The organism is Pseudomonas sp. GNP012, from assembly GCF_054343835.1.
Genome location: NZ_JBTGUU010000001.1, coordinates 637,218 through 663,647, shown reverse-complemented (window position 1 = coordinate 663,647; position 26,430 = coordinate 637,218). Strand labels below are relative to the sequence as shown.

Genomic DNA, 26,430 nt, shown 5'->3' with positions numbered 1-26,430 from the left:
GTTGTTTCGCCACCGATCCCTTGTGGCGAGGGGGATTGTCGGATCGCCACAGGGTTTCAGCTTTTAATGGCCTTGGCCGGAATGCCCACCCGCGCCCTTCCCCGGCCCCTTGCCGGCCTCGGCCTTGCGACCGCCCTCGGCGTCGTGGCTGGCTTTGTCGATGTCAGCTGCAGCCTTCCCGGCCTCTTTGCCCAATTGTTCGACCGTCGCCAGGTTGCTCTTGCGCACACTGTCGACAAAGCCCTGAAACGGCAGATCCGTGATGCCCACCAACCCGAAGTGACCGTTTTCACCGTCAAGCAGGCGCCCGGTGACCGGTTGATCGAGATACTGGAACCAATGCACGCCAACAATCGACGGCTCGCTCATTGCCTGCTTGAGGAAGTTGGCATACGCCGCACCACGGTCCTCCTCTTTCGCCAACGGCGTGACACCGCTCCAGAACGGCCCACGATCAGCCGAGCCGAAATTGAACTCGGTGATCAGCACCGGTTTGTCGAGACTGCGCAGTTTGGCGAAGTCGTAACCATCTTGGGGTTGCAGGGTGTACATGTTGAAGCTCAGCACGTCGCAGTACTGGGCGCAGGACTCCACGGCTTCCGGCGTGCTGACGGCGAAACGGCCACCGAGCAGCAGCTGGTTTGGCGCGTGCCACTTGAGTGAGTCGGAAATGGTCTTGAAGTAAGTGTCGGCGAAGACCTTCTGGAAGTATTTGAAGTCGGCTTCGATTTCCGGGTGCTCGGCGCTCGGCAGCGGTGGCACGAATCCCGGATCCTCCATCAATTCCCAGGCGGGCAGATCAATGCCCCAGGCTTTCGACAGGCCCGCCTGATTGCGGTACTTGTCACGCAGTTGCTTGAGGAATGCACGTTTGGCCGGCACATCGGTGGTCATTTTCAAGGTGCCGTAGGCCAGGGCATAACGGGCTTTGGGATCATCCCCGGGACCGGCCCAGGCCAGTTCGTTGTCGGCGTAGTAACCGATCAGCCACGGATCATCACGATGGTCGCGGGCGGCAATCGCCACTGCACGTTCGGTGGCCATGGCAAAACGCGGGTCGAACGGATCGGGCATACCGCCCCACCAGTCGGTACCGGTGCTGATGCTGGCGTAGTCGCCGACGATCGACAGCGGCAAGGTGTATGGCACGCGATCGGCGTTGCCCAGTACCGGGGCGCTCCAGTTGCCGATGGTATTGAAGCCCCAGGCCTGCAGGCGATCAAGGGTATGACTGGCCCAGCGCTGCTCGTCGAACAACGCTTTGCACGGTTCGACCGATGCTGGCTCTGCCGCTGTTACTACCGTCGCTTCAGTCTTGGCGGCTTCGGCGACGCCAGATTCGGCGGTTGCAGGAGCAACGGGTTGCTCCGCAGCCTTGATCGCTGTCGCTTCAACCGCATCCGCCTTGGCCGCTGTGGCGACTCCCGCCTTGGTGTCGCTGCCCAAAGCGCAAGGATCGCCATACAGACGTTGCAGGTTGGCACCGTAGAAGTCGTACCAGCGCCCGGCATTGTAGCCGCGCCCTTGATCGGCACCATTGCCGCCACGGTTGTCGCCTTCGCCGTAGTGGCTGGCCAGCGCCTCGTCAGCTTTGGGCAGGGACTCGAACATCCACTCGCGACCGGCCACATAGGTCTGGTTGACATCCGGGGCCATGGTATTGACCCCAAGGGAATAGAACGGATGGCCTTCAGGCGTCACCAGATACCAGCGACCGTTGCGCTTCTCGGTGTGGAAAAAGCCGCTGGCCTTGAACGACGGGCCTTTGGTCAATCCGCCAAATTTGTCCAGCGAAGACTTCTGACGTTCAGCGAGCCAGGTTTTCAGTTGTTGCTGCTCTTTGGCGGCGGCGCTTTTCATCTGCTCGTCGCTGCTGACTTTTTCCGGCCATTTGGCCCGGGTCGACTGGCCATACGCATCCACCAACCCGCCATACACGACTTGGCTGACCGACTCGCCGTCCTGCACACCAAAGCGCTCCAACAGGATGCTTTGCGCGGCTTTGGGCTGGTCCATCGACAACGTCACGGACACCACCTGGCTGCGATCCAGCTCACCGGCGCTGCTGGCCAGCAACACACGCTGGCCCTCAACGATCATCGGCATCGGCGGGCCGGCCTTCATGCCCTGGCTCAGCGGTGATGTCGCTTGCAGCGGCACCAACAGGGTTTGCGCAGGCCCGGCTGGCAAATCGACGCGACTGACCAGGGTCTTGCCGTCGTTGCTCTGGATGGTCACGTACAGGGTCAAGGCCCAGTTCATCGCGCTCTGGATCCGCAGGCTCATGACGCCTGACTGCGACCAGTCCCAGGCACCGGTTTGCGGGGTCAGGCGCAACGTCGGGCGGGCGACCGAGTTGAAGGTCACCCGGCGCAACACTTCGCCTTCAGGGGTTTGCTCGGCGTTGGATTGCGGCAGGCTGGCGTCCTGTGTCGCCACCTGGACCACGTCGGCGGGGCGCACAAAGTTGAACAGCGTCTGCTGGCTGGCGGGGGCGGCCAACAGCGGTGTTGCGAACAACAGGGCAAATACGGCAGGCAACGAACGGCAAATCATGAGAACGAAATTCTCCCTAACGACCTCAATGGGCCAGTGAAAAAGCGGTGGCAGAGAGATAGACAACGCGGTGGGCAAAACTGCCCACCGGTGCTTCAGGAAATTTCTCGACGGAACGGCGGCAACGCGTTGAGGATGGCTTTGCCATAGCGCTGGGTCACCAGGCGCCGGTCGAGCAAGGTGATGGTGCCGCGGTCCTCTTCGGTGCGCAGCAAGCGACCGCAGGCCTGGACCAGTTTCAGCGAGGCGTCCGGTACGGAGATTTCCATGAACGGATTGCCGCCCCGTGCTTCGATCCATTCCGACAGCGCCGCTTCGACGGGATCATCGGGTACCGAGAATGGAATCTTGGCAATGACCACGTGCTCGCAATAGGCACCGGGCAAGTCGACCCCTTCGGCGAAGCTCGCCAGGCCGAACAGCACGCTGGAATCCCCGCCATCGACCCGCGCCTTGTGCTTGTTCAGGGTTTCCTGCTTCGACAGGTTGCCCTGAATGAACACTTGCTTGCGCCAGTCGCGGTCCAGGCCATCGAACACGTCCTGCATCTGTTTGCGCGAGGAAAACAGCACCAGTGTGCCCCGCGAGCCCTCGACCAGTTCCGGCAGATCACGAATGATCGCGGCGGTATGTGCCGCTGCATCACGGGGATCGGCGTTCAGGTTCGGCACCCGCAGCACACCGGCGTCGGCATGATGAAAGGGGCTCGGCACCACCGCCGTCACGGCTTTTTTGGGCAGCCCGGCGCGCATGCGGAAGCGGTCGAAGGTACCGAGGGCGGTCAAGGTCGCCGACGTCACCAGGCAGCCATACGCCACGTTCCACAGGTTGCGCCGGAGCATTTCCGCCGCGAGGATGGGGCTTGCGTTGACCTCGATGTCGAACAGCGAACCGCTTTCGGCCAGGGTCAGCCAGCGAGCCATGGGCGGGTTGTCTTCCGGGTCTTCGACGGTGAAGGCGGTCCACAGCTCCCAGTTGCCGGAAGAGCGCGACAGCAGGCTGCCGAACAGCGGGTACCACTCTTCAGCCTGGTTGCTGGCGATGCCAATGTTGACCTCGCCGTCCATGCCTTCCTTGAGCAGGTCGGTCAGGCGGGTGAACAAGTCGGTCAGCCGAGCGAAGCCTTTCTTCAGTTCGATGCCCATTTCACGCATGTGCTCGGGAATCACCCCGCCGACGAATCGGTGACGCGGGCGCTCGCGGCCCTCAACGTCTTCGCCGGGTTTGAAGTCGGCAATCTGCTCGCACGCGGTGAACATGAACTGCTGCTGGGTCTTGATCTCCCGCGCCAGCTCCGGCACCTGCTCGATCAACTTGCCCAGGTCGCCCGGCAACGGGTGTTGGGCCAGCAATTTGGTGAGGTTCTTGGCGGTGGTTTCCAGCCAGTCGGCAGTGGAGCGCAGTCGCGTGTAATGGGCGAAGTGGCCGATGGCCTTGTCCGGCAGGTGATGGCCTTCGTCGAACACGTAGATGGTGTCGCGCGGGTCCGGCAGTACGGCGCCGCCGCCCAGGGCCAGGTCGGCCAGGACCATGTCGTGGTTGGTGACGATCACGTCGACCTTGCCCATGCCTTCGCGGGCCTTGTAGAAAGCGCACTGGCCGAAGTTCGGGCAATGACGGTTGGTGCACTGGCTGTGATCGGTGGTCAGGCGCGCCCAGTCGGCGTCTTCCAGGGCGGTGGACCAACTGTCGCGGTCGCCGTCCCACTTATTGCCGGCGAGCTTCTCGATCATGCTGGTGAACAGCTTCTGGCTGGCCTCGTCGACCTCGATCTTGAAACCCTCTTCTTCGAACAGTTGCGCAGTGGCAGTCTGCGCGTGGCCTTCCTGGAGCAACATGTCGAGTTTGGACAGGCACATGTAGCGCCCGCGCCCCTTGGCCAGGGCGAAGCTGAAGTTCAGCCCGCTGTTGCGCATCAGGTCGGGCAAGTCCTTGTAGACGATCTGCTCCTGCAGGGCCACGGTGGCCGTGGCGATCACCAGGCGCTTGCCGGCGGCCTTGGCCGTAGGAATCGCCGCCAGGCTGTAGGCCACGGTCTTGCCAGTACCGGTGCCGGCTTCCACCGCGACAATCGCGGGGTCGCCACTGCGCCGGCCTTCGTCGTCGGTGTCGATGTCACCCAGGACCTTGGCGACTTCGGCAATCATCAGGCGTTGGCCGTAGCGCGGCTTGAGGCTCTTGGCTTCGAGAAAACGCGAGTAGGCGCCCTGGATCGTGGTTTTGAGTTCGGTGCTGATCATGGATTGTCGGGCGCAAAAAACGCTGGATAAATTTTCAGTGGTTCGGATCGACGGCTATCATACCCCGCTAATGAATCCTGCGCAGAACGGAGTACCCGAATGACACCTTTTAGCCTCATATATAGCCTGCATGTACTGGCTGCCCTGCTCTGGGTCGGCGGCATGTTTTTCGCCTGGATGGTCCTGCGCCCCGCCGCGATCAAGGCACTTGAAGGCCCTGCCCGGCTGAAGTTGTGGGTAGAAGTGTTTCAAGGTTTTTTCCGCTGGGTCTGGGTGGCGGTGGTGCTGTTGCCGGTCAGCGGAGTGGGCATGCTGCATATGCACTTCAACGGCTTTGAAGCCGCACCGCGCTATGTGCAAGTGATGATGGGTCTGTATGTGGTAATGACCGCGCTGTTTATCCGCATTCAGGCGCTGATGCTGCCGGAACTGCGCACCGCCGTGGCCGAACAGGATTGGTCGGCGGGTGCTGCGATACTGGGGCGGATTCGCCGGTTGGTGGGGATCAATCTGTTGGTGGGGTTGGCTGTGGTGGCGATTGCGGCGGCTCGACCGATGTTTTGAATCTAAAGCGCTTTTGTGGCGAGGGGGCTTGTCGGATCGCCGCACCGCCCCGCTCGGCTGCGAAGCAGTCGTAAAACCAGACACCGCTAACCTTCAGCAGTATTGCGATTGCCGGAATTGGGGCCGCTTCGCGGCCCAACGGGGGCAAGCCCCCTCGCCACAGGCAAGCCCCCTCGCCACAGTAGTTCTTGGTTAACTTTATAACCGCTGCACAGTCACCGAACCCGCTGCACCTTCAGACCCCGGCTGCCCGTCGACGCCAGGTTTGCCGCTCTTGCCGCCATCGGCCTTGTAGACCAGGCAGCCCTTGGCCTTGCCGCCCGCCCCCGGTTTGCCGCCCGGGCCGGCCAGGCCACCGGCACCGCCAGCCACCTGCACCTTGATCCGGTCTGCCGGAAAGTCGTGGGGCACTGCCAGCCTGACCAACGCACCCGGCGCGCCTGGTTGACCATTGCTGCCATCACTGCCATCGGCACCGCGACCGGCCTGGCCCCAGGTGCAGCCAGGGTCCTGACCGTTGGCGCCATCCAGGCCGACAAATCCCGGTGCGCCTGCGCCGCCTCGTGCGTCCACCAACAATTGCGGTGCATTCAGTGTCTTGATCTGCAAATCAAGATTGCGCCCGGAGCGGGCGGCTTTCTGATAGGTCCCGGGCGCGCCACGCGCGGTGATCTGACTGCCTTCGGACAAGTCAGCGCGATGGACCTTCAGCGCCAGCGCCTGTTCTCCCGGCACAATGGCGATGCGCGCTTCACGTCCCAGATGCAACTCACCCACGGTGACTTCGGTGACGTTCGAAGGAATCAGCAAGGTGCCGTAATCGGCCACTTCCAGGCGTTCCAGTTGCAGGGTGCTGGCGGTGTTGGGCAAGCGCATCAGCGAGTTGGGTTCGACACTCACCACCTGTGCGCTGGCCAATGGACTGATGAGTGCAGCGAACAGACAGAGTTTACGCATGGGAAGCCTTCGAAGCGCCGGGGGCTGGAATGGTTTGCAGGTGGAATACACCGAAAATGACGATCTTCAGGCGGTCAAGCCAGGGATGGGCGCGACCTCGCAGGCTGCGATAGCACAACAGTGCTTCCAGAAGATGGATGAACCCCAACAGGCCCCCGGCCAGATTGACCAACAGGTGCAGCGGAAAGACAAATGGCGTGAGCTGATTGACCAGCACCACCAACCAGAACAGCAGGGTCAATAACCGCCCCAGCCCCCATAAGACTTTCATACGCTCCCCCGATGAGAATTATTGTTTGGGCGCACAGTAACGGCTTCCGCGCGGGATAAGCCAGAGGGCAACGGAAAATTCTTCATGAAGGCCGCCGAACGGCCGTCGCAGCGCTAACAACTGTCGCTCGACGGCTCTATCTCTTGGCTCAGCGGTTTACATGCAGTTCCACTCGACGGTTTTTCGCACGACCTTCGTCCGTTTCATTGTCGGCAATCGGCTGACTTTCGCCCCTGCCTTCGCTGGTGACTTTGTTCGGCGCCACACCCTGGCTGATCAAGTATTCCGCCACGCTGCTGGCGCGTCGCTCCGACAAGGCCTGGTTATAGGCATCCGAACCGACGCTGTCGGTATGGCCAACTACTTTGATGCTGACCACATCGGCATCCAGGAACTGGCTCATCAACGCATCCAGTTGACTCTTGGCCGTCGGGGTCAGATCGGATTGATTGAAGACAAACAGTAGATCGCTCAGCGTAATGACTTGGGTTTGCGCTGGCTCGATCTGGACGCGGTCCGGGTACTGCGGCACCGGGCAACCGCGATGGTCGGCCGGGGTATTGGCGGGAGTATCAGCGCAACGGTCGCGCCGGTCGAAAACGCCGTCGCCGTCTTCGTCGCCATCCTGGGCATAGCAGATCAAGCCGCCGGACAAGATACCCAGCGCCGCCCCGCCCGCGGCCCAGGCACCACTCTCGATTGCGCCCAGACCACCACCGACCAAGCCGCCGATAAGGCTGCAGATTGGCCAGGTTCGTTGATTGAGGGGGGCAGTGCCATCGCTGTGGGTCGCGCAGCCGGTCAAGAGGCTGCCAAGTAGCAGAACCGGCAAGACGGTCCTTGTGAGAACGATCATATTGAAAGCTCCTGTGTCACCGGCCCATACCGGTTACACAGGAGTAAAGACCCGCATCCGCGACTGCACAAGGCGCGGATGCGAGGGGCGGTTAACGCTGGATTTTGATTTCCGTACGACGGTTCTGTGCACGGCCGTCAGCGGTTTTGTTGTCCGCAACCGGCTGGCTTTCACCGGCACCGACCACCGACACGAAGTTGCTGCGAGGTACGCCTTGATCGATGAGGTATTCAACCACCGAGTGGGCGCGTTTATCCGACAGTTTCTGGTTGTAGGCGTCGCTGCCCACGCTGTCGGTATGACCGGTTACGGTCAGTTGAGCAGTCGGGGCTTCGGCTTTCAGGCGAGTGGCAATCTTATCGAGGACCTGTTTATCGGACGAGGTAAGCGTGGCTTTATCAAACTGGAAGTGAACATCGCGGATGACGATGGTTTCTTCCTTGACCACAACCACTTCTTCAACCACAGGCGCTGGTGGTGGGCAACCGTTGGCATCGACCTGAACGCCTTTAGGCGTGCCCGGGCACTTGTCGCGACTATCCGGCACACCGTCGCCGTCTTCGTCGCCATCACCGTGCACCCAGCAATAAGCCGCTGCCGTACCGCCGACAAGCAGAGCACCATACCCTGCCCATGCCGAGCTTTCGGTCGCACCGAGGCCCGCACCCACGACACCACCAACCGCCGCACAGGTCGGCCAGTCGGTTTTCTGCAAACCTGCGCAACCAGTCAACACACTGGTTAGCAGAACCAAGGGTAATGCTGTCCGAACTATGCTCATCTAGTTTTCTCCTGAAGGATCGGCTTAGAACCGATTCAGGTAGTAAAGACCCGAGTATTAATCTCCGCCAGCAATAGGCCATGCTGTTTATTGAGGCATTAACGGCAGCTTGGCGCATTTGTCGCCAAGCCGCTCTAGGCCCGAACGGCCGGGCAGGCTAGTCTTGGCAGATCTGATTGAGGATCTTCGATGATTGCAGGTATTTCTTCACGCACGCCGCAGCAGGCACTGGCCGCTTTACTTGACCGATATGCCCCCGCGCGCCTGTTGTTGATCGGCGCCAGCGAATTCCCGGCACTGGAAGCATTCAAACTCGCGCACCCGGACAGTTGCGTTGCTTTCGCGGCCCCAGGCCCATTGCCCGACGAGTTGGCGGCCCGCCGATTCGACCTGGCCCTGGTGGTCGATTGCCTGGAGCATTTGCCCAAGCGCGACGGCCTGAACCTGTTGGGCGGCATCCGCAACCTCAACGCCAGCCGCATCGCCGTGCTGGCGGATCTGCCGGCCTGTGGCTGGCAGGAAACCGACTTTTTCTCCCTGGCCCTGCAAGCCAGCGAGCGCTTTCAACGGGACGAACAGGTCTTGACCCTGTTTACCTACGATCTGCTTGAATACAAACAAGTCCCCGACTGGCTCAATTCGCGCTTCTGGGCCAATCCGGAAAACTTCGGGAAATACTGGTGGTAAAGCAATGAGTACATCCATTTGCCCTTGCGGCAGCGGCACCCTGCTTGATGCCTGCTGCGGTCACTACCATGCCGGACACTCGGCGCCATGTGCCGAAGCCTTGATGCGCTCGCGCTACAGCGCCTACGTGCTGGGGTTGGTCGACTATCTGGTGGCCACCACCCTGCCCGCCCAACAGGCCGGTCTGGACCGTCAATCGATCAGTGACTGGAGTGCGCAAAGTACGTGGCTGGGCCTTGAGGTGGAAAGCTCCGAAGTGCTGGGTGGCCAGCCTGAACACGCTTTCGTGACCTTCACCGCGCGGTGGCACGACAGCAGTGGCGAGCACAGCCATCGAGAGCGCTCATCGTTCGTACAGAACACCGGGCGCTGGTATTTCATCGACCCGACCGTGCCACTCAAACTCGGGCGCAATGACCCCTGCCCCTGTGCCAGTGGACAGAAGTTCAAGAAATGTTGTGCGGGTTACTTCAGCAGCCAGTCCATGGAATGACTGCCCACCACGCAGCAGCTGTCGAAGGCTGCGATCCTTTGGGTCTAGACTGGGACTCAAGGGAGAAACTCCACGATGATCATCCGCCGCTGCGCACGCTGTCTGCTTACCCTGTTCCTGACATTGGGACTTGGCGGCTGTGCGTCGTGGTTCGACGACGACTTGCCGGACCCCGAGGTCCATCTGGTGAAGGTCGAAGTGGTCAGCGCCAAACTGCTGGAACAGAAACTCCTCCTGCATTTTCGCATCGACAACCCCAACGACAGTGACCTGACAGTGCGCAGTCTGGAGTACCGCGTTCACCTGGCTGACATACTGCTGGCCGACGGCGAGTACGAACACTGGTTCACCATCAGCCCCAGGCACAGTGCCTACTTCAAGGTACCGATCCGCACCAACCTGTGGTCCAAGGTCCGGGATCTGGCCAAACTGCTGAAAAAATCCGACCAACCCATTCCCTATCGTCTGGAAGGTGAACTGGAAACCGGTATATTCATCGCCCACTACGTGCACCTGGCGCGCAATGGCGTGATAATCGCCGCCGATTTAATTCCGGAGCAACACCGATGACCCAGCAACCCCATGTCCACGGCCCTGACTGCAACCACGATCACGATCATGACCACCATGATCACGACCACGGCCATGTCCACGGTCCGAACTGCGGCCACGCCCACCAGGAACCGGTGCGCAATGCCCTGAAAGACGTCGGCCGCAACGATCCGTGCCCATGCGGCAACGGCAAGAAATTCAAGAAGTGCCACGGCGCTTGATGCTTCGGGCGAAGACTTGCTTCGCCTGTTGAATCGTCTTCGCGAGCAGACCTTTGCTGTGAATGCAGTTCCCTTGTGGGAGCGGGCTTGCTCGCGAAAGCGGTGTGTCAGGCAAAAACGATGTTGAAGCTGAGGCCCTCTTCGCGAGCAAGCCCGCTCCCACAATAGTTGTCAGTCATCCATCAGAAGGGTGGCAGCGCTGACCACCGTCGCATACTCGCCATGCAGATTCCCCAGCGACATCGCATGCACCTCTTCGGCACTATGGGCATGGCCAAAAAAGTCAGCCTTGTCGAAGGTAAAGCACGCATCCTCGGCCACCCAGGTATCAAACCCCAGGTTGCCCGCGGTGCGCGCCGTAGACTCCACCGAGTTGTGGGTCGCGACACCCACAATGATCAACTGCCCGATCCCGGCCTCGCGCAACTGCATCTCCAGCCCCGTCGAACAAAACGCATCCGGCACCTGCTTCTGGATCAAGCGTTCACCGGCCATTGGCGCGAACCGCTCCTGAAACTCCACTCCCGACTGCTGCGGCCAGAACACCGAGTCCTCCGAGCGGGACAGGTGCTGCACATGGATCACCGGCCGAGCGGTGCGCCGCCAATGCCCGAGCAATTCCAGCATGCGCTCTTCGGCCTGAGGGTTATTCCTGCGGCCAAGCCTGGGGTGAAGGATGCCTTTTTGTTGATCGATGATGATCAGTGCCGCGTTTGCCTTGAGCTCCATGCTGGTTTTTCTCCCAGGATTGTTGACCGTGTCGCACTTCAACATCACCGGTTACGGCTGGCAAGCCACTGTCGAGAATCAAAAGGACGCAGCCTTCGGCAGCTCCTACCGGGATACGCCGATCTTTGACAAATCCCGAAATAACCTTGTACCCCGCTTGCGCGGCCACCTCCCGCTCACTAACGTAGCGCCTTTAATTGCGCCCCACCGCCTCTACCCCCCCGCAGGAGCTTTGCCATGGCCTCGCCAGCCCTTACTCATTTTCTACCCCGGTTCGGCGTTGCCGCAGCAGTGGCGGGCGTTTTGAGCCTGACCGGTTGTCAGAACTTCAACGCCCAGGACACCCTCCCGCCGACCTCCGGCGTGCAGCCGCTCAAGGGCCTGGCGCAGAACGTTTCGGTGCGCCGCAATGCCATGGGCATGCCGCTGATCGAAAGCAACAGCTTCCACGACGCGCTGTTCACACTCGGTTACGTGCATGCCAGCGACCGCATCACGCAGATGGTCACCCTGCGCCTGCTGGCCCAGGGTCGATTGGCCGAGATGCACGGCGCGGACCTGCTGGATGCCGACCGTTACATGCGGGCGGTCAACCTGAAGAAAAGTGCCGGCGAGTTGTACAAGGCCTCTTCGCCGCGCCTCAAGCGTTTCTTCGAAGTCTATGCGCGGGGTGTCAACGCCTACCTTTTCCGCTACCGCGACAAGCTGCCGGCGGACCTCGCGGCCACCGGCTACCAGCCTGAATATTGGCAGCCGGAAGATTCGGCGCTGATTTTCTGCCTGTTGAACTTCAGCCAGTCGACCAACCTGCCGGAAGAGATTTCCTCGCTGGTACTGGCCCAGACCGTCACCACCGACAAACTGGCGTGGCTGACGCCGTCCGCCCCCGATGAAAAACTGCCGGTCGCCGAGAGCGAAAAACTCCAGGGCCTCAAGCTCAACGGGCAAGTACCGGGCCTGGCCGAACTCAGCAAAGCCACGGGACAACTGTCGGACCTGAGCCTGCTGGGCGCCACCTCGTCGAACAACTGGGCCATCGCCGCGCAACGCAGCCGCAGCGGCAAGAGCCTGTTGGCCAGTGACAGTCACGGCCCGCTGGGCGTGCCTTCATTGTTCAGTTACGTGCAGATTCGCGCGCCGAAGTATCAGGCGTCCGGCGTGACCATCGCGGGCCTGCCGATGGTGCTCGGTGGTTTCAACGGCAAAGTGGCGTGGAGCATGGCGTCCGTGATGGGCGACAACCAGGACCTGTTCCTGGAAAAGATCAAGCGCCAGGGCAACGGACTTGCCTACGAAAACGCCGGGAAGTGGCAGCCGGCGATCGTGCGCAACGAAACCTATTTCGTCAAAGGCCAGCGGCCGATTCGCGAAGCGGTGTACGAAACCCGCCATGGCCCGCTGCTCAACAGCGCCCAGGGCACCATGCTGGCCAATGGTTTCGGCCTGGCCTTGCAGATGCCGAACTTCACCGACGACAAGACCCTGGACGCGTTCTTCGACCTGTCCCGCGCCCAGAGCGCCGAGAGAGCATCGGATGCCAGCCGCGAAATCCGCGCCATCGCACTGAACCTGGTGTTTGCCGACGCCAGCCACATCGGCTGGCAGGTCACCGGCCGCTACCCGAACCGCCGCGAAGGCGAAGGCCTGCTGCCCTCGCCGGGTTGGGAAGGTCGATATGACTGGGACGGTTATGCCGACCCGATGCTGCACCCGTACGACCAGGACCCGGCCCAAGGCTGGCTCGGCACCGCCAATCAGCGGGTCATCCCCCATGGCTACGGCATGCAGCTGTCCAATTCCTGGGCCGCTCCGGAGCGCGGCGAGCGTCTGGCCGAACTGGCCGGCGCAGGCAAACACGACAGCCGCAGCCTGATCGCCATGCAGTACGACCAGACCACTACCTTCGCTGCCAAGCTGAAAAAAATGTTCGAAACGCCAGGCATGGCCCAGCCACTCAAACAAGCCATCGACGCCTTGCCGACGGCCGATCGCGCCAAGGCACACGAAGCCTACAGCCGCTTGATGGCGTTCGATGGCAAGCTCAGCCCGACTTCCACCGATGCGGCCATCTACGAACTGTTCCTGCAGGAAAGCACCCGGCAGATCTTCCTCGACGAACTGGGCCCGGAAGGCAATCCGGCGTGGAAGGCCTTTGTCACCGATGGCAAGTTGTCCTACGCAGCCCAGGCCGATCACTTGCTCGGGCGTGAGGACAGCCCGTTCTGGGATGACGTGCGCACCGCACACAAAGAAGACAAACCGGCCATCCTCGCGCGCAGCCTCGCTGCAGCGATCAGCGCTGGCGACAGCCAGTTGGGCGGCGATCACAAAGCCTGGCAGTGGGGCAAACTGCACCGCTATGAATGGAAGAACAGCAGCGGCCAGACGGTACGCGGTCCGCTGCCAGCCGGTGGCGATCACACCACACTCAACACCGCCGCGTTCGCCTGGGGCCAGGACTTCAACACCACGCTGGCGCCCGCCATGCGCTTTATCGTCGACTTCGGCCAGTCCGAACCGCTGATGGCACAGAACGGCACCGGTCAGTCCGGCAACCCGGCCAGTGCGAATTACCTCAACAGCATCGAACCCTGGCTCAAGGGCCAGTACACGAGCCTGCCGATGCAGCCGCAAAACTTCGACAAGGCCTATGGCAAGAATCGACTGACACTGACACCCGGCAAGTAACGCTGATCCCTGTGGGAGCGGGCTTGCTCGCTCCCACACTGGTTTTCATCCGTTCATAAAGCCCGATAGTACTTCTCGCCCCGCGCCAACCTCATAGCTGACAAGTCACCGAGTCGACCTTTGGCCTGCCGATCTACCGCTGGCAACCCCAGGGTACAGGTGCTTGCAAATCTGCTCAGCTACCCCTCTATTCATCCTCAAATATTTTTCTTTTTGAGTCGCACTGGTGCAGCCATTTCCCTGCGCCCGTTTTCGTGCATAAATCTGTCTCCGGTTATTTCCAGACACCTTTTAAAACGCTTGTTCGGCACTCTGGTTCGGAAATTGCTACTTTCAACATGTCTTACGCTTTCCAGTAACAATAATTCTGCGCCACAAGCGCTCATATTGGTTTTAGGGATTGAATAATGAAAAAAGCATTGCTGACCCTTTCTGCACTGGCATTGTGCATGGCTGCTGGCTCCGCCATGGCGAAAGAATACAAAGAACTGCGTTTCGGCGTTGACCCTTCCTACGCACCGTTCGAGTCGAAAGCGGCCGATGGCAGCCTGGTAGGCTTCGACATCGATCTGGGGAACGCGATCTGCGCCGAACTGAAGGTCAAGTGCAAGTGGGTCGAAAGTGACTTCGATGGCATGATCCCTGGCCTCAAAGCCAACAAATTCGACGGTGTGATCTCGTCGATGACCGTTACCGAAGCCCGTGAAAAAGTCATCGACTTTTCCAGCGAGCTGTTCTCCGGCCCAACCGCCTATGTGTTCAAGAAAGGCTCCGGCCTGACCGAGGACGTCGCTTCGCTGAAGGGCAAAACCGTAGGCTACGAGCAAGGCACCATCCAGGAAGCCTACGCCAAAGCCGTTCTCGACAAGGCCGGCGTAAAAACCCAGGCCTATCAGAATCAGGATCAGGTGTATTCCGACCTGACTTCCGGCCGTCTCGACGCAGCGATCCAGGACATGCTGCAAGCCGAACTGGGTTTCTTGAAGTCACCAAAAGGTGAAGGCTACGAAGTCAGCAAGCCAGTCGACAGCGAACTGCTGCCAGCCAAAACCGCGATCGGCATTAAGAAAGGTAACACCGAGCTGAAAGCACTTTTGGATAAAGGTATCAAAGCGTTACACGATGATGGCACCTACGCCACCATTCAGAAGAAACACTTTGGCGATCTGAATCTGTACAGCGGCAAATAATGCCCGGCGCCCATCTTGCGATGGGCGCTTTTTTCATCCGATCAGGTTGCTGATTTATGTTCGAAAACCTATTAGAAAATCTGGGGCTCTCTGCCTTCAGCCTCAAGGGCTTCGGTCCGCTGCTGATGCAAGGCACCTGGATGACGATCAAGTTGTCGGCGTTATCGCTGTTGGTGGCCGTGTTGCTCGGGCTGCTCGGCGCCAGTGCCAAGCTGTCAAAAGTCAAACTGATGCGCGTGCCTGCCCAGTTCTACACCACCCTCATTCGCGGCGTTCCGGACCTGGTCCTGATGCTGTTGATCTTCTACAGCCTGCAAACCTGGCTGACCTCCTTTACCGATTACATGGAATGGGAATACATCGAGATCAACCCGTTCAGTGCCGGGGTCATTACCCTGGGCTTCATCTACGGTGCGTATTTCACCGAAACCTTCCGTGGCGCGATCCTTTCCGTCCCACGGGGTCAGGTCGAAGCGGCCACCGCCTATGGCCTCAAGCGCGGCCAGCGCTTCTGGATCGTGGTGTTCCCGCAGATGATGCGTTATGCCCTGCCGGGGATCGGCAACAACTGGATGGTGATGCTCAAGGCCACCGCCCTGGTGTCGATCATCGGCCTCGCCGACCTGGTCAAGGCTGCCCAGGACGCCGGTAAAAGCACCTATCAGCTGTTTTACTTCCTGGTGCTTGCCGCATTGATCTACCTGGTGATCACCAGCGCGTCCAACTTCATCCTGCGCTGGCTTGAGCGTCGTTACTCCGCCGGTACCCGGGAGGCCGTACGATGATCGAACTTCTGCAAGAATACTGGAAACCCTTTCTCTATAGCGACGGCAACAACATCACTGGCCTGGCCATGACGATGTGGCTGCTCAGCGCGTCGATCCTCATCGGTTTTATCGTGTCGATCCCTCTGTCCATCGCCCGTGTATCGCCGAACTTCTACATCCGTTGGCCGGTGCAGTTCTATACCTACCTGTTCCGTGGCACGCCGCTCTATATCCAGTTGCTGATCTGTTACACGGGGATCTACAGCCTGGCCACCATTCGGGCCCAGCCAGTACTGGACGCATTCTTTCGCGATGCGATGAACTGCACGATCCTGGCCTTCGCTCTGAACACCTGCGCCTACACCACGGAGATTTTCGCCGGGGCAATCCGCAGCATGGCCCACGGTGAAGTGGAAGCGGCCAAGGCTTACGGCCTGACAGGCTGGAAGCTGTATGCCTACGTGATCATGCCGTCGGCCCTGCGTCGCTCGTTGCCGTACTACAGCAACGAAGTGATTCTGATGCTGCACTCGACCACCGTGGCCTTCACCGCAACCATCCCCGACGTCCTGAAAGTCGCGCGGGACGCCAACTCGGCGACATTCCTGACCTTCCAGTCGTTCGGCATCGCCGCGCTGATCTACCTGACCGTCACTTTTGCGCTGGTCGGCCTGTTCCGCCTTGCCGAACGCCGATGGCTGGCCTTCCTCGGGCCGACCCACTAGGTCTCAATCTGCTTCAGGAACAACAGATGCGCCACCAGAAACATGACCTGCTGGCCCCGCTGCCGGGGACCGCACGACAGATCCACAGTTTTCACTTCGGCCCACAACCAGCCAACGGCAAGATCTACATCCAGGCCTCTCTGCACGCCGACGAAATGCCCGGCATGCTGGTGGCCTGGCACCTCAAGCAACGCCTGGCAGAGCTGGAAGCCGCCGGTCGCCTGCGCAGCGAAATCGTGCTCGTGCCCATCGCCAACCCGGTGGGCCTGGAACAGGTGCTGATGGATGTACCACTGGGCCGCTACGAGCTGGAAAGCGGCCAGAACTTCAACCGCTGGTTCCTCGACCTCAGTGAAGAGGTCGGCAACGCGATCGAGGGCAAGCTCGGTGACGATCCGCAGCGCAACCAGCAACTGATCCGCAGCAGCCTGCGCGAAGCGCTGGCCCGACAGACTGCCGACACCCAATTGCAATCCCAGCGCCTGACCCTGCAACGACTGGCCTGCGACGCCGACATGGTGCTCGACCTGCATTGCGACTTCGAAGCGGTCGCGCATCTGTACACCACCCCGGAGGCCTGGCCGAAGGTCGAGCCGCTGGCCCGTTACATCGGCGCCGAAGCCAGCCTGCTGGCGACGGACTCTGGCGGCCAGTCGTTCGATGAATGCTTCACCCTGCTGTGGTGGCAGTTGAAAGAGCGCTTCGGCGAACACTTCGACATTCCACCGGGCAGTTTTTCGGTGACCGTCGAATTGCGCGGTCAGGGCGACGTCAATCATCCGCTGGCGAACCGTGATTGCCAGGCACTGATCGATTACCTGATCCATTACGGCGCGATCGCCGGCGAATCCGCGCCCCTGCCCGACCTGCCCTATCCGGCGACACCGCTGGCCGGTGTAGAACCGGTAGCCACGCCTGCCGGCGGGCTGCTGGTGTTCACCGCACTGCCGGGGCAATACCTGGAAGCGGGGCAACTGATCGCCGAGGTCATTGATCCGATCAACGATCACGTCACTCCCGTCCACTGCACCGCCGCCGGGCTGATGTACGCCCGCTCGCTGCGCCGCATGGCCACTGCCGGCATGGTGATCGCCCACGTCGCGGGCACCGAAGCCTATCGCAGCGGCTATCTACTTTCGCCTTGAGGATGCACGCCCCATGTACAAATTGACCATCGAAGGCCTGCATAAAAGCTATGGCGACCATGAAGTACTCAAAGGTGTTTCGCTCAAGGCCAGCACCGGCGACGTCATCAGCCTGATCGGCGCCAGTGGATCGGGTAAAAGTACCTTTCTGCGTTGCATCAACTTCCTGGAACAACCCAACGACGGCGCCATGAGCCTCGACGGGCAGAACATCCGCATGATCAAGGATCGTCACGGCATGCACGTGGCCGATGCCGATGAACTGCAGCGGATTCGCACCCGCCTGGCCATGGTGTTCCAGCACTTCAACCTGTGGAGCCACATGACGGTGCTGGAAAACATCACCATGGCGCCGCGCCGGGTGCTGGGCTGCGACAGGAAAGAAGCCGAGGACCGCGCCCGGCGCTACCTCGACAAGGTAGGGCTGGCCTCCCGTGTGGCGGACCAGTACCCGGCATTCCTGTCCGGCGGCCAGCAACAACGGGTAGCGATTGCCCGCGCACTGGCCATGGAACCGGAAGTCATGCTGTTCGACGAACCGACCTCGGCGCTGGACCCGGAACTGGTGGGCGAAGTGCTCAAGGTGATCCAGGGCCTGGCCGAAGAGGGCCGGACCATGATCATGGTGACCCACGAAATGAGCTTTGCCCGCAAAGTATCGAGCCAGGTACTGTTTCTGCACCAGGGCCTGGTGGAGGAAGAAGGCGCGCCGGAAGAAGTGCTGGGCAATCCGAAAAGCGAGCGGTTGAAGCAGTTCCTCAGTGGCAACCTGAAATAACCACCGACAGGAAGAGTGGAAGCCGGTTTGCCCGGCTTCCAACATCCGTCAACCGTTATGCCGTCGCTTTGTTTTCCAACCTGAAACTGCCATTACTCACCTGCAGACCATTAGCGTCCGTCCCGCTGAAGCGCCCGGCAAACTGCGCGTCACCTCCCACCGTCAACTCGAGCGCTCCTGGATAAAGCTCTGCCTCCGAGTTGCCGCTCACATGGATGACCATGGGCGATCCCTCGGTGAGCCCCAGGCTGAAACCGCCACTCTGGATTCCCATCGGCAAACACACGTAAAAGGCTGTCCCCTGACCGTTATCCGCCTCAATGCGATGAATGTTTGACCGCTGATAAAAATCGAGTCCATCCGTTACGCGAAACTGCATGGAGCCGTCTGTCGAGATGACATCGGCACTCATATGTCCCGATCGATTTGCACTCATCTGAATGTTCCTTTTCATATTCGTCGTTAACTGACTGGCGCCCCCTTTGCCAACGGCCGGGCACGCAGCTCACAGATGGAACCACGGCCATACCCGTCGATTGGTTTCGACGACAGACACAGTTACTTCCGAATATGTGCAGGCCGATTCAGACTCTACGTTCGTGAATGGCAAAAAACAGACGCAAACCTGCTTGCTGAAGACAACCACCGCCGCTCACCGGCCATGAATGGCGGAGATCGAAAATCAGGCAACAGGCGCAGGCGGTGGCTCATCCGGCAGGGTGGGCTCTCCCGGCTCGTTGGGTTGCTCGTTCGGGGTATCAGGATCAGGCTGGCCGGGAATGCCCCCTGCCATGCTGACGGGCGGATGTGCCAACAAGGACCAGGCCAGAACGCCAACCTGATTGGGTTCAAGCCTTGCCAGTTCGGCACTGATTCGCGGATCGATCTTCATTCGGCACTCCTGGGCGATGGCCCGACCCGCCTTGCGCGGATCGGAACAGTACACTCCATAGAGTGTACCCCCGCCCAGGAATTCCCGACATTTGTCAGACGGTTGACTCAGGTGCGCGGCAGGGTCACGCCACGCTGGCCCTGATACTTGCCGCCACGGTCCTTGTAGGACACTTCACACTCTTCGTCGGACTCAAGGAACAGCATCTGCGCCACGCCTTCGTTGGCGTAGATTTTCGCCGGCAGATTGGTGGTGTTGGAGAACTCCAGGGTCACGTGACCTTCCCACTCAGGCTCGAGCGGCGTGACGTTGACGATGATGCCGCAGCGCGCGTAAGTGCTTTTACCCAGGCAAATGGTCAATACATTGCGCGGAATGCGGAAATATTCGACGGTGCTGGCCAGGGCAAAGGAGTTCGGCGGAATGATGCACACGTCGCTGTGGATGTCGACGAAACTGCCAGCATCGAAGTTCTTCGGGTCGACGATGGCCGAATTGATGTTGGTGAACACCTTGAAATGATTGGTGCAACGCACGTCGTAGCCATAGCTCGACACGCCGTAGGAGATCACACGGCTATCGTCGCTGCCGCGCATCTGGCGCTCGACGAAAGGCTCGATCATGCCGTGTTCCTGCGCCATGCGGCGAATCCACTTGTCCGATTTGATGCTCATGGCGGGTGTCCTGAATTGCGAGGTCGAAAAATTCTGTCCGGCATCTTACCGGGCGCGCCGCCGGGTTCAAAGTCCGGGGTGAAATTCTCGCTGAACAGGCAGGAATTACGCGCATTGGCGACGAACCGTCACACCGCCGATCCTTAAAACAGAGAAACCTTCGCAAGAAGCATTGGCACGTCCCGGAAAAAGGGTTAAGGTGGCGTCACTGTGCTGCTTGTGTCACTGAGAATCTCTACACGATATGTTGAATTTCGATCCAACCATCTACAAGAATTTTTCCTGCTCTTTGCACTCAGTCTCGGCCAGGGTTCTTCCTGAGTCGCAGTTATCTTTGTTCAAGGAGTTACACCATGTCTAATCGCCAAACCGGTACCGTTAAGTGGTTCAACGATGAAAAAGGCTTCGGCTTCATCACCCCACAATCCGGTGACGACCTGTTCGTTCACTTCAAAGCTATCCAGTCCGACGGCTTCAAAAGCCTGAAAGAAGGCCAACAGGTTTCTTTCATCGCTACTCGCGGTCAGAAAGGCATGCAAGCTGAAGAAGTTCAAGTTATCTAACTTGTACTTGCTTTAGTAAAAAGCCCCGCCCTCAACAGCGGGGCTTTTTTGTGCCTGTGTGTTTTTCACAGGTAAAAAAGATCGCAGCCTGCGGCAGCCCCTACAGAGCTGCCGCAGGCTGCGATCTTTAGCGGCTTACCAGGTCACGCCAAACCCTGCGGTGTAGCGCGTCTTGTCCAGATCCGCATCGTCGGTACCGCTGATGATGTCCCGCTCCGCCTTCAGGTTCAGCGAAGCCCAGTCAGTCACCTTGTAGCGCAACCCCATCTCGGCATCGAGTGCGTAGTCGGCCACACCCGACAGCGGCTTGGCGACCTCACCATTGGTGAAGAACTCGACACGCTTGCCGATCAGGTAGCGGTTGTAGTCCCACGTCATGGCCAGGGCGTAGAAATTTTCCTTGCTGCCATCGGAGAAATCATAGTCCGTGCGGTTGACCAGCGACCCCAGTGAGAACGCCCCGAGTTCGTTATCCCAGAACTGATATCCGGGACCCGTGCCAACGGTGCGTTGACGGGAAAGGTCTTCGACCTTGTCGCGCTTGTACACCAGGCGTCCCTGCCAGAACCATTGCTCGGTCAGGAACCGGTCGATGGAGTACTCGGCCCGCCAGTTGTCCGTGGTCACCACATCGTCCTGGAACTCGCGGTTGTATTCGCCTTCGGCGGTATGCCGCCAGCGACCGTGGCGCGCAGTGGTCTTGAAATCGATGTCGTAGTCATCGGTTTCGTTTTCCGCCCGCTGATAGTCCAGCGCGACATCGACATTGCCTTTCCACACCAGATCCTCGACCACCGGTTTTGGCTTGAGAATCTGCTGAATGCTCGCCAGTTCGACCGTCTTCGGTGCCTCGCCGTTGGCCAGCGTGACCTTGCCGGCGTCCGCCGCTTTCAGCGACCTGGCTTTCTCGCCCGTGTAGGCATCCTGCTTGACCAGCAACTCCTGATCGCTGTCCAGGGTCTTGACCTGCTTCCAGTCAATCGTCACCGCACCGGCATACTCGGTCTGGATCAGCAGCTTGCCGCCATCGAACAGCGTGATCTTGCCACTGAGCTTGTCACCGTTCTTCAACCACACGGTATCGGCTAGCAAGGGAGTGGAGGCGCCAAGGACAGCGAGGCATAGCAGGGATCTGGACAAAAACATAAGCAAAATACAGGCTCGGGATTGCGAAAAAAATCGGCATTATCCGCAGGAATAAGGCCCTGACAAGGACTGACCCGACTATTTCTGTTGAGTTCATTTCTCAAGCGCCCGTGCAGGAATTACTCTACAGACGGTAAAGCAGATTTCTTCAGGACTGACGGACGTGACCGATCCAACCGATGAACCCGAGAGCGCAGCGCAAATCCGACGCACGGCGCTGTATCTGACTCTGGCGCAAGTTCCCGAGGGCAAAGTCGTCAGCTACGGCCAGTTGGCCGAGCTTGCAGGATTGGGTCGCGCCGCTCGCTGGGTCGGCCGCACACTCAGCCAATTGCCGAGCGACAGCAAGCTGCCCTGGCACCGCGTTCTGGGCGCAAACGGGCGTATCAGCCTGCCGGTCGGCAGCCCTTCAGGCGATGAGCAGCGCGCACGATTACGCATGGAGGGCATCAGTGTCCTGAATAATCGTGTTGATATTCAGCGCCATGGCTGGCGCCCGGTAGAGCACAGCGGTTAGAGTGCGCGCTTTGTTTCCGTATTTCTTGAGGCAGACTCCAGCCCATGCCCCGTAAAACCTGGCGCGCCGCGCTCGCCGCTTATGCCAGCCCCTCGACACTCGTGCTGTTGCTGCTTGGCTTCGCCGCCGGCCTGCCTTACATGCTGGTGTTTTCGACTCTTTCGGTCTGGCTCCGTGAAGCCGGCGTGGCTCGTGAAACCATTGGCTATGCAAGCCTGATCGGCCTGGCCTATGCCTTCAAATGGGTCTGGTCGCCCCTGCTCGACCAATGGCGACTGCCATTGCTCGGCAAACTCGGCCGACGACGATCCTGGCTCGTATTGTCCCAGGCACTGGTCATCCTGGGCCTGATCGGGATGGGTTTCTGCGACCCGCAAAAACATCTGTCCTGGCTGATCGCCATTGCCGTGGTCGTCGCTTTCGCATCAGCGACGCAAGACATTGCAGTAGACGCCTACCGCCTGGAAATCGCCGAAGACAATCGCCAGGCCGCCCTGGCCGCCAGCTACATGTCCGGTTACCGGGTCGCTGCGCTGCTGGCCACCGCAGGCGCGCTGTACTTCGCCGAAGGCTTTGGCTCCACCGGCTTCAACTACAAGCATTCGGCCTGGGCCGGCACTTACATCCTGTTCGGTGCGCTGATGGTCCCGGCACTGCTGACGTCCCTGTTCATGCGCGAACCACCCGTGCCGCTGCGCACACAACTGCAGGCCGGACGCTACAGCTTCATGCATCAACTGGCCTCGGTGTTCGTGCTGATCATTTTGCTGGTGTCCGTACCAGCCATGTTCACCCAGCTCTACAACACCGACTTCGCCAGCGTACTGTTCGAAGGAGTGAGCCTGCTCGACCTGCTGCTCGAAGACCGCGCATTCCTGCGCGCCATCCTCTACATCACGCTCACCGCCATGTGCCTCTCGGCCATGGGCCGTCGCGGCCTGGCGCCGGTGCTGACGCCGGTCAACGACTTCATCCTGCGATACCGCTGGCAAGCGCTGCTGTTGCTCGGCCTGATCGCCACCTATCGGATGTCCGATACGGTCATGGGCGTGATGGCCAACGTGTTCTACATCGACCAGGGCTTCACCAAGGACCAGATCGCCAGCGTGAGCAAAATCTTCGGCCTGATCATGACCCTGGTCGGCGCCGGCATGGGCGGCCTGCTGATCGTGCGTTTCGGCATCCTGCCAATCCTGTTCATCGGCGGCATCGCATCCGCGGCGACCAACATCCTGTTCCTGATGCTCGCCGACATGGGCCCCAACCTGAACATGCTGGTACTGACCATCTCCCTGGACAACTTCAGTTCAGGCCTGGCCACCTCGGCCTTCGTGGCCTACCTGTCGAGCCTGACCAACCTCAAGTTCTCCGCCACCCAGTACGCCTTGCTCAGCTCGATCATGCTGCTGCTGCCACGCCTGATCGGCGGCTACTCCGGGGTCATGGTGGAGAAGTTCGGTTATCACGATTTCTTCCTGATTACCGCCCTGCTGGGTGTCCCGACCCTGCTGTTGATCGCCTTGCACTGGTTCCAGGAGAACCGCCGCGCAGGCCCGACACCCACCCCGGAACCGGTGCAGACCCCGGTCGCCGAAGAATCGTAGGTTTTTTCTGCGGGAAGAATCGCGGAGGGCCGAGTGAATCGCGCCCTCCTGCCACACCACCGACCGCACGCCTGTACGCCAGCGGATCTCGCCCGTACAATGCTCCGTCATTTCTCGTCATCAGCAATCGATAACGGCCAACCATGCGCACCAGTCAATTTTTGCTCGCCACACAAAAAGAAACGCCTTCCGACGCGGTCGTGATCAGCCACCAGCTGATGCTGCGCGCCGGCATGATCCGCAAGCTTGCCTCGGGCCTGTACACCTGGCTGCCGATGGGCTTGCGGGTAATGCGCAAGGTCGAAGCCGTCGTTCGTGAAGAAATGAACGCCGCCGGCTCTCTCGAAGTGTTGATGCCGAGCACACAACCGGCCGAGCTGTGGCAGGAATCCGGGCGCTGGGAAGAGTACGGCCCTGAATTGCTGCGCTTCAAGGATCGCCACGGCCGCGACTTCTGCGCCGGCCCGACCCACGAAGAAGTCATCACCGATCTGATGCGCAACGAGTTGAGCAGCTACAAGCAGCTGCCGATCAACCTGTACCAGATCCAGACCAAATTCCGTGACGAAATCCGCCCACGCTTCGGCTTGATGCGCGGCCGCGAATTCATCATGAAGGACGCCTACTCGTTCCACGCTGACCAGGCTTCGCTGCAGGTCACCTACGACCGCATGCACCAGGCCTACTGCAACGTGTTCACCCGTCTGGGCCTGAAGTTCCGCCCTGTTGAAGCCGACAACGGCTCCATCGGCGGTGCCGGTTCCCACGAGTTCCACGTTCTGGCCGAGTCCGGTGAAGACGACATCGTGTTTAGCAACGGCTCCGACTACGCCGCGAACATCGAGAAAGCCGAAGCCGTGCCACGGGAAACCTCGCGCGCCGCTGCGACCGAACAACTGCGCCTGGTCGACACGCCGAACGCCAAGACCATTGCGCAACTGGTCGAAGGCTTCAACCTGCCGATCGAGAAAACCATCAAGACCCTCGTGGTGCACGCCGAAGAGAAAGGCAAGCTGATCGCCCTGATCATCCGTGGCGACCATGAGCTGAACGAAATCAAGGCCGCCAACCAGCCAGGCGTGGCCAGCCCTCTGGTCATGGCCTCGGAAAGCGAACTGCGCGAAGCCATTGGCGCCGGCGCCGGCTCCCTCGGCCCGTTGAACCTGCCGCTGCCGATCATCATCGACCGCTCGGTCGAACTGATGAGCGACTTCGGCATCGGTGCCAACATCGACGACAAACACTACTTCGGCGTGAACTGGGAGCGCGACTTGCCTGTTCCGACCGTTGCCGACCTGCGCAACGTAGTTTCCGGCGACCCGAGCCCTGACGGCAAAGGCACCCTGGAAATCAAGCGCGGCATCGAAGTCGGGCACATCTTCCAGCTGGGCAACAAGTACAGCAAAGCGATGAAGTGCGAAGTACTGGGCGAGAACGGCAAGCCGGTCACCCTGGAAATGGGCTGCTACGGCATTGGCGTGTCTCGCGTGGTGGCGGCTGCCATCGAGCAGAACAACGACGAAAACGGGATCATCTGGAGCGACACGCTCGCGCCGTTCCAGATTGCCCTGGTACCGCTGCGCTACGAAACCGAGCAGGTTCGCGAAGCCACCGACAAGCTGTACGCGGAACTGACCGCTGCCGGCTTCGAAGTGCTGCTGGACGACCGTGACAAGAAAACCAGCCCGGGCATCAAGTTCGCGGACATGGAACTGATCGGCATTCCACACCGGATCGTGGTCAGCGACCGCGGCCTGGCCGAAGGCAACCTGGAATACAAGAGCCGTACCGAGGCCGACGCACAAGCGCTGCCGGTCGCCGACGTGCTGTCCTTCCTTCAGGCCCGCATCCGCCGCTGATAGCAGATATAGAGACGTCATGTTCAAGCGAAACACCTTAGGCCTCGGTGGTGCCGCCCTGTGCGGCACCCTGCTGGTCAGCGGCTGTGCCAATCACATGTCACAACGCAGCGAGCACGAGGAACGGATCGAGCGCAAACTGCTCGATCACAGCCTGCAGATCGATGTCGGTGAGCCCAAGGTGCTTGAGCTGCCGCAACGGCGGGTGAAAATCCACGAGCAGAAGACTTTCGAAGTCACCGAGTACGAAGTCACGCGTCACTATGACCGCTATACACCGTACCAACCCTGGCGGGAGATCTACGAAATCCCGCTGGGCGCGGTGGCCGTGGTGGCGGGTGTCGGTGCCAACGTGGTCAATGTGTTCGCCCTCGGCAATCTGCCGGACAGCGTGACCAGGGACTGGCTGAGCTACGGTTTCGCCGGGCTCAACCCGTTCATGAACGTGCAGTCCCATGGCCGCGCGCAACAGAACCTGGCCGGTATCGATGAAGTCCAGCGCGACAAACGCACGGAGTACTCAAGCCTGCCCTGGAGCGAGCGCCCGGTCGAGGTCAAGGCCGGCAAGGAAACCTTCGAACTGACCACCGACAAAAATGGCGTGCTGCGCCTGAATCTGTTGGATAACCCGTTCGCCGAACATGACATCAATCATCTGAGCCGCTTGCTGATTCGTGTTGAGGCTGCACAGGACAACGTGCACGCCGATTCCACCCTGGCCGTCAGCAGCACCTTGCGCAGCAAGCTCTACGAGGCTCATGGGCTGATTTATGACGATCTCGAAGGCGACGAAGTCAGCCAGTGGGTCCACCGGGTCAAACGCCTGTCGGAGCTGGGTCTTGAAGAAGAAGCCAGTGAGCTGGAACAGAGCCTGATCGAGCTGACGCGCAACGATCCAGAATTGCAGACCGAGTTCCTGAAGTCGCTGGCCCGCAATGGCGAGCGACTGGTGGCGAATCCGGGACTCAATTAAAG

General features: G+C 60.3%; 27 protein-coding genes. 16 read left to right on the top strand and 11 right to left on the bottom strand.

Annotated elements, in window-relative coordinates; translation table 11 throughout:
* Positions 1–63: 63 nt before the first annotated feature.
* Positions 64–2,556, bottom strand: coding sequence for a beta-galactosidase (locus ACXX83_RS02890; protein WP_458547510.1), 2,493 nt, complete (start codon positions 2,554–2,556; stop codon positions 64–66).
* 95 nt (positions 2,557–2,651) lie between these two features.
* Positions 2,652–4,796, bottom strand: a complete 2,145-nt coding sequence (dinG, locus tag ACXX83_RS02885; protein ID WP_008016067.1) for an ATP-dependent DNA helicase DinG — start codon at positions 4,794–4,796, stop codon at positions 2,652–2,654.
* A gap of 99 nt (positions 4,797–4,895) precedes the next feature.
* Between dinG and ACXX83_RS02880 the strand changes: the two genes are divergently transcribed.
* Positions 4,896–5,360, top strand: coding sequence for a CopD family protein (locus tag ACXX83_RS02880; protein ID WP_217837402.1), 465 nt, complete (start codon positions 4,896–4,898; stop codon positions 5,358–5,360).
* 198 nt (positions 5,361–5,558) lie between these two features.
* On the opposite strand, the gene ACXX83_RS02875 is transcribed toward ACXX83_RS02880, so the two are convergent.
* The 4 genes from ACXX83_RS02875 to ACXX83_RS02860 all read right to left on the bottom strand — a co-directional run bounded on the left by ACXX83_RS02875 (position 5,559) and on the right by ACXX83_RS02860 (position 8,225).
* Positions 5,559–6,317: a collagen-like protein gene (locus ACXX83_RS02875; RefSeq protein ID WP_458547508.1), complete on the bottom strand. Its 759-nt coding sequence runs from the start codon at positions 6,315–6,317 to the stop codon at positions 5,559–5,561.
* Positions 6,310–6,588 carry a DUF1145 domain-containing protein gene (locus ACXX83_RS02870; RefSeq protein ID WP_015093819.1) on the bottom strand — a complete coding sequence of 93 codons (279 nt, stop codon included), beginning with the start codon at positions 6,586–6,588 and terminating at the stop codon, positions 6,310–6,312. Before ACXX83_RS02870 ends, ACXX83_RS02875 begins: the two co-directional genes overlap by 8 nt.
* Positions 6,589–6,736: 148 nt before the next feature.
* Positions 6,737–7,444, bottom strand: coding sequence for a PA1041 family peptidoglycan-binding anchor lipoprotein (locus tag ACXX83_RS02865; RefSeq protein ID WP_217837400.1), 708 nt, complete (start codon positions 7,442–7,444; stop codon positions 6,737–6,739).
* A gap of 91 nt (positions 7,445–7,535) precedes the next feature.
* Positions 7,536–8,225 carry a PA1041 family peptidoglycan-binding anchor lipoprotein gene (locus ACXX83_RS02860; RefSeq protein ID WP_095965078.1) on the bottom strand — a complete coding sequence of 230 codons (690 nt, stop codon included), beginning with the start codon at positions 8,223–8,225 and terminating at the stop codon, positions 7,536–7,538.
* Positions 8,226–8,414: 189 nt separating this feature from the next.
* On the opposite strand from ACXX83_RS02860, the gene ACXX83_RS02855 reads away from it, so the two are divergent.
* From ACXX83_RS02855 to ACXX83_RS02840, 4 genes are all read left to right on the top strand, one after another.
* Complete coding sequence (locus ACXX83_RS02855) at positions 8,415–8,912, top strand: DUF6231 family protein (protein ID WP_007971634.1); 498 nt, start codon at positions 8,415–8,417, stop codon at positions 8,910–8,912.
* Between the two features lie 4 nt (positions 8,913–8,916).
* On the top strand, positions 8,917–9,405 hold the full coding sequence (locus ACXX83_RS02850) for a YchJ family protein (protein WP_217837399.1): 489 nt from the start codon (positions 8,917–8,919) through the stop codon (positions 9,403–9,405).
* Positions 9,406–9,480: 75 nt separating this feature from the next.
* Positions 9,481–9,975, top strand: a complete 495-nt coding sequence (locus tag ACXX83_RS02845) for an LEA/WHy family protein (protein WP_458547505.1) — start codon at positions 9,481–9,483, stop codon at positions 9,973–9,975.
* Positions 9,972–10,178 (top strand): SEC-C metal-binding domain-containing protein, encoded by a 207-nt coding sequence (locus tag ACXX83_RS02840; RefSeq protein ID WP_007918601.1) that lies wholly within the window; start codon positions 9,972–9,974, stop codon positions 10,176–10,178. Before ACXX83_RS02845 ends, ACXX83_RS02840 begins: the two co-directional genes overlap by 4 nt.
* Positions 10,179–10,349: 171 nt before the next feature.
* Here the strand turns inward: ACXX83_RS02840 and ACXX83_RS02835 are convergent, their stop codons facing one another.
* A complete protein-coding gene (locus ACXX83_RS02835; protein ID WP_407800677.1) occupies positions 10,350–10,907 on the bottom strand; it encodes a cysteine hydrolase family protein in 558 nt (185 codons plus the stop codon).
* Positions 10,908–11,144: 237 nt separating this feature from the next.
* Here ACXX83_RS02835 and ACXX83_RS02830 point away from each other — a divergent pair, with 237 nt between their 5' ends.
* The 6 genes from ACXX83_RS02830 to ACXX83_RS02805 all read left to right on the top strand — a co-directional run bounded on the left by ACXX83_RS02830 (position 11,145) and on the right by ACXX83_RS02805 (position 18,200).
* Positions 11,145–13,595: a penicillin acylase family protein gene (locus ACXX83_RS02830; protein ID WP_458547503.1), complete on the top strand. Its 2,451-nt coding sequence runs from the start codon at positions 11,145–11,147 to the stop codon at positions 13,593–13,595.
* A 407-nt stretch (positions 13,596–14,002) separates the two neighbouring features.
* Positions 14,003–14,785, top strand: a complete 783-nt coding sequence (locus tag ACXX83_RS02825; protein ID WP_015093811.1) for a transporter substrate-binding domain-containing protein — start codon at positions 14,003–14,005, stop codon at positions 14,783–14,785.
* A 56-nt stretch (positions 14,786–14,841) separates the two neighbouring features.
* Positions 14,842–15,570, top strand: coding sequence for an ABC transporter permease (locus tag ACXX83_RS02820; protein ID WP_217837394.1), 729 nt, complete (start codon positions 14,842–14,844; stop codon positions 15,568–15,570).
* Complete coding sequence (locus ACXX83_RS02815; protein WP_458547500.1) at positions 15,567–16,277, top strand: ABC transporter permease; 711 nt, start codon at positions 15,567–15,569, stop codon at positions 16,275–16,277. The genes ACXX83_RS02820 and ACXX83_RS02815 overlap by 4 nt, the downstream gene beginning before the upstream one ends.
* 26 nt (positions 16,278–16,303) lie before the next feature.
* Complete coding sequence (locus ACXX83_RS02810; RefSeq protein ID WP_458547499.1) at positions 16,304–17,422, top strand: succinylglutamate desuccinylase/aspartoacylase family protein; 1,119 nt, start codon at positions 16,304–16,306, stop codon at positions 17,420–17,422.
* A gap of 13 nt (positions 17,423–17,435) precedes the next feature.
* Positions 17,436–18,200: an ABC transporter ATP-binding protein gene (locus ACXX83_RS02805; protein ID WP_458547497.1), complete on the top strand. Its 765-nt coding sequence runs from the start codon at positions 17,436–17,438 to the stop codon at positions 18,198–18,200.
* A 55-nt stretch (positions 18,201–18,255) separates the two neighbouring features.
* Here the strand turns inward: ACXX83_RS02805 and ACXX83_RS02800 are convergent, their stop codons facing one another.
* The 3 genes from ACXX83_RS02800 to dcd all read right to left on the bottom strand — a co-directional run bounded on the left by ACXX83_RS02800 (position 18,256) and on the right by dcd (position 19,766).
* Positions 18,256–18,636 carry a hypothetical protein gene (locus tag ACXX83_RS02800; RefSeq protein ID WP_458547496.1) on the bottom strand — a complete coding sequence of 127 codons (381 nt, stop codon included), beginning with the start codon at positions 18,634–18,636 and terminating at the stop codon, positions 18,256–18,258.
* 246 nt (positions 18,637–18,882) lie between these two features.
* Entirely contained in the window at positions 18,883–19,092 is a 210-nt protein-coding gene (locus ACXX83_RS02795) for a hypothetical protein (protein ID WP_033047523.1), read from the bottom strand.
* 107 nt (positions 19,093–19,199) lie between these two features.
* Complete coding sequence (dcd, locus tag ACXX83_RS02790; RefSeq protein ID WP_007940589.1) at positions 19,200–19,766, bottom strand: dCTP deaminase; 567 nt, start codon at positions 19,764–19,766, stop codon at positions 19,200–19,202.
* 353 nt (positions 19,767–20,119) lie between these two features.
* Between dcd and ACXX83_RS02785 the strand changes: the two genes are divergently transcribed.
* Positions 20,120–20,329, top strand: coding sequence for a cold-shock protein (locus tag ACXX83_RS02785; protein ID WP_002554837.1), 210 nt, complete (start codon positions 20,120–20,122; stop codon positions 20,327–20,329).
* 135 nt (positions 20,330–20,464) lie between these two features.
* Here the strand turns inward: ACXX83_RS02785 and ACXX83_RS02780 are convergent, their stop codons facing one another.
* Positions 20,465–21,475, bottom strand: a complete 1,011-nt coding sequence (locus tag ACXX83_RS02780; protein WP_458547494.1) for a DUF481 domain-containing protein — start codon at positions 21,473–21,475, stop codon at positions 20,465–20,467.
* A gap of 163 nt (positions 21,476–21,638) precedes the next feature.
* Between ACXX83_RS02780 and ACXX83_RS02775 the strand changes: the two genes are divergently transcribed.
* The 4 genes from ACXX83_RS02775 (at position 21,639) to ACXX83_RS02760 (ending at position 26,428) form a co-directional block, all read left to right on the top strand.
* Positions 21,639–21,992, top strand: a complete 354-nt coding sequence (locus ACXX83_RS02775) for an MGMT family protein (RefSeq protein ID WP_007971652.1) — start codon at positions 21,639–21,641, stop codon at positions 21,990–21,992.
* Between the two features lie 44 nt (positions 21,993–22,036).
* Entirely contained in the window at positions 22,037–23,596 is a 1,560-nt protein-coding gene (locus tag ACXX83_RS02770; protein ID WP_458547492.1) for an AmpG family muropeptide MFS transporter, read from the top strand.
* Positions 23,597–23,739: 143 nt separating this feature from the next.
* Complete coding sequence (locus ACXX83_RS02765) at positions 23,740–25,455, top strand: proline--tRNA ligase (RefSeq protein ID WP_095965066.1); 1,716 nt, start codon at positions 23,740–23,742, stop codon at positions 25,453–25,455.
* A 19-nt stretch (positions 25,456–25,474) separates the two neighbouring features.
* On the top strand, positions 25,475–26,428 hold the full coding sequence (locus ACXX83_RS02760) for a hypothetical protein (protein WP_217837390.1): 954 nt from the start codon (positions 25,475–25,477) through the stop codon (positions 26,426–26,428).
* Positions 26,429–26,430: the final 2 nt, after the last annotated feature.

What these genes read in the sequence shown, in the direction of transcription:
- ACXX83_RS02890 (WP_458547510.1), bottom strand. Translation starts at nt 2,556, where the DNA reads ATGATTTGCCGTTCGTTGCCTGCCGTATTTGCCCTGTTGTTCGCAACA.
- dinG (WP_008016067.1), bottom strand. Translation starts at nt 4,796, where the DNA reads ATGATCAGCACCGAACTCAAAACCACGATCCAGGGCGCCTACTCGCGT.
- ACXX83_RS02880 (WP_217837402.1), top strand. Translation starts at nt 4,896, where the DNA reads ATGACACCTTTTAGCCTCATATATAGCCTGCATGTACTGGCTGCCCTG.
- ACXX83_RS02875 (WP_458547508.1), bottom strand. Translation starts at nt 6,317, where the DNA reads ATGCGTAAACTCTGTCTGTTCGCTGCACTCATCAGTCCATTGGCCAGC.
- ACXX83_RS02870 (WP_015093819.1), bottom strand. Translation starts at nt 6,588, where the DNA reads ATGAAAGTCTTATGGGGGCTGGGGCGGTTATTGACCCTGCTGTTCTGG.
- ACXX83_RS02865 (WP_217837400.1), bottom strand. Translation starts at nt 7,444, where the DNA reads ATGATCGTTCTCACAAGGACCGTCTTGCCGGTTCTGCTACTTGGCAGC.
- ACXX83_RS02860 (WP_095965078.1), bottom strand. Translation starts at nt 8,225, where the DNA reads ATGAGCATAGTTCGGACAGCATTACCCTTGGTTCTGCTAACCAGTGTG.
- ACXX83_RS02855 (WP_007971634.1), top strand. Translation starts at nt 8,415, where the DNA reads ATGATTGCAGGTATTTCTTCACGCACGCCGCAGCAGGCACTGGCCGCT.
- ACXX83_RS02850 (WP_217837399.1), top strand. Translation starts at nt 8,917, where the DNA reads ATGAGTACATCCATTTGCCCTTGCGGCAGCGGCACCCTGCTTGATGCC.
- ACXX83_RS02845 (WP_458547505.1), top strand. Translation starts at nt 9,481, where the DNA reads ATGATCATCCGCCGCTGCGCACGCTGTCTGCTTACCCTGTTCCTGACA.
- ACXX83_RS02840 (WP_007918601.1), top strand. Translation starts at nt 9,972, where the DNA reads ATGACCCAGCAACCCCATGTCCACGGCCCTGACTGCAACCACGATCAC.
- ACXX83_RS02835 (WP_407800677.1), bottom strand. Translation starts at nt 10,907, where the DNA reads ATGGAGCTCAAGGCAAACGCGGCACTGATCATCATCGATCAACAAAAA.
- ACXX83_RS02830 (WP_458547503.1), top strand. Translation starts at nt 11,145, where the DNA reads ATGGCCTCGCCAGCCCTTACTCATTTTCTACCCCGGTTCGGCGTTGCC.
- ACXX83_RS02825 (WP_015093811.1), top strand. Translation starts at nt 14,003, where the DNA reads ATGAAAAAAGCATTGCTGACCCTTTCTGCACTGGCATTGTGCATGGCT.
- ACXX83_RS02820 (WP_217837394.1), top strand. Translation starts at nt 14,842, where the DNA reads ATGTTCGAAAACCTATTAGAAAATCTGGGGCTCTCTGCCTTCAGCCTC.
- ACXX83_RS02815 (WP_458547500.1), top strand. Translation starts at nt 15,567, where the DNA reads ATGATCGAACTTCTGCAAGAATACTGGAAACCCTTTCTCTATAGCGAC.
- ACXX83_RS02810 (WP_458547499.1), top strand. Translation starts at nt 16,304, where the DNA reads ATGCGCCACCAGAAACATGACCTGCTGGCCCCGCTGCCGGGGACCGCA.
- ACXX83_RS02805 (WP_458547497.1), top strand. Translation starts at nt 17,436, where the DNA reads ATGTACAAATTGACCATCGAAGGCCTGCATAAAAGCTATGGCGACCAT.
- ACXX83_RS02800 (WP_458547496.1), bottom strand. Translation starts at nt 18,636, where the DNA reads ATGAGTGCAAATCGATCGGGACATATGAGTGCCGATGTCATCTCGACA.
- ACXX83_RS02795 (WP_033047523.1), bottom strand. Translation starts at nt 19,092, where the DNA reads ATGAAGATCGATCCGCGAATCAGTGCCGAACTGGCAAGGCTTGAACCC.
- dcd (WP_007940589.1), bottom strand. Translation starts at nt 19,766, where the DNA reads ATGAGCATCAAATCGGACAAGTGGATTCGCCGCATGGCGCAGGAACAC.
- ACXX83_RS02785 (WP_002554837.1), top strand. Translation starts at nt 20,120, where the DNA reads ATGTCTAATCGCCAAACCGGTACCGTTAAGTGGTTCAACGATGAAAAA.
- ACXX83_RS02780 (WP_458547494.1), bottom strand. Translation starts at nt 21,475, where the DNA reads ATGTTTTTGTCCAGATCCCTGCTATGCCTCGCTGTCCTTGGCGCCTCC.
- ACXX83_RS02770 (WP_458547492.1), top strand. Translation starts at nt 22,037, where the DNA reads ATGCCCCGTAAAACCTGGCGCGCCGCGCTCGCCGCTTATGCCAGCCCC.
- ACXX83_RS02765 (WP_095965066.1), top strand. Translation starts at nt 23,740, where the DNA reads ATGCGCACCAGTCAATTTTTGCTCGCCACACAAAAAGAAACGCCTTCC.
- ACXX83_RS02760 (WP_217837390.1), top strand. Translation starts at nt 25,475, where the DNA reads ATGTTCAAGCGAAACACCTTAGGCCTCGGTGGTGCCGCCCTGTGCGGC.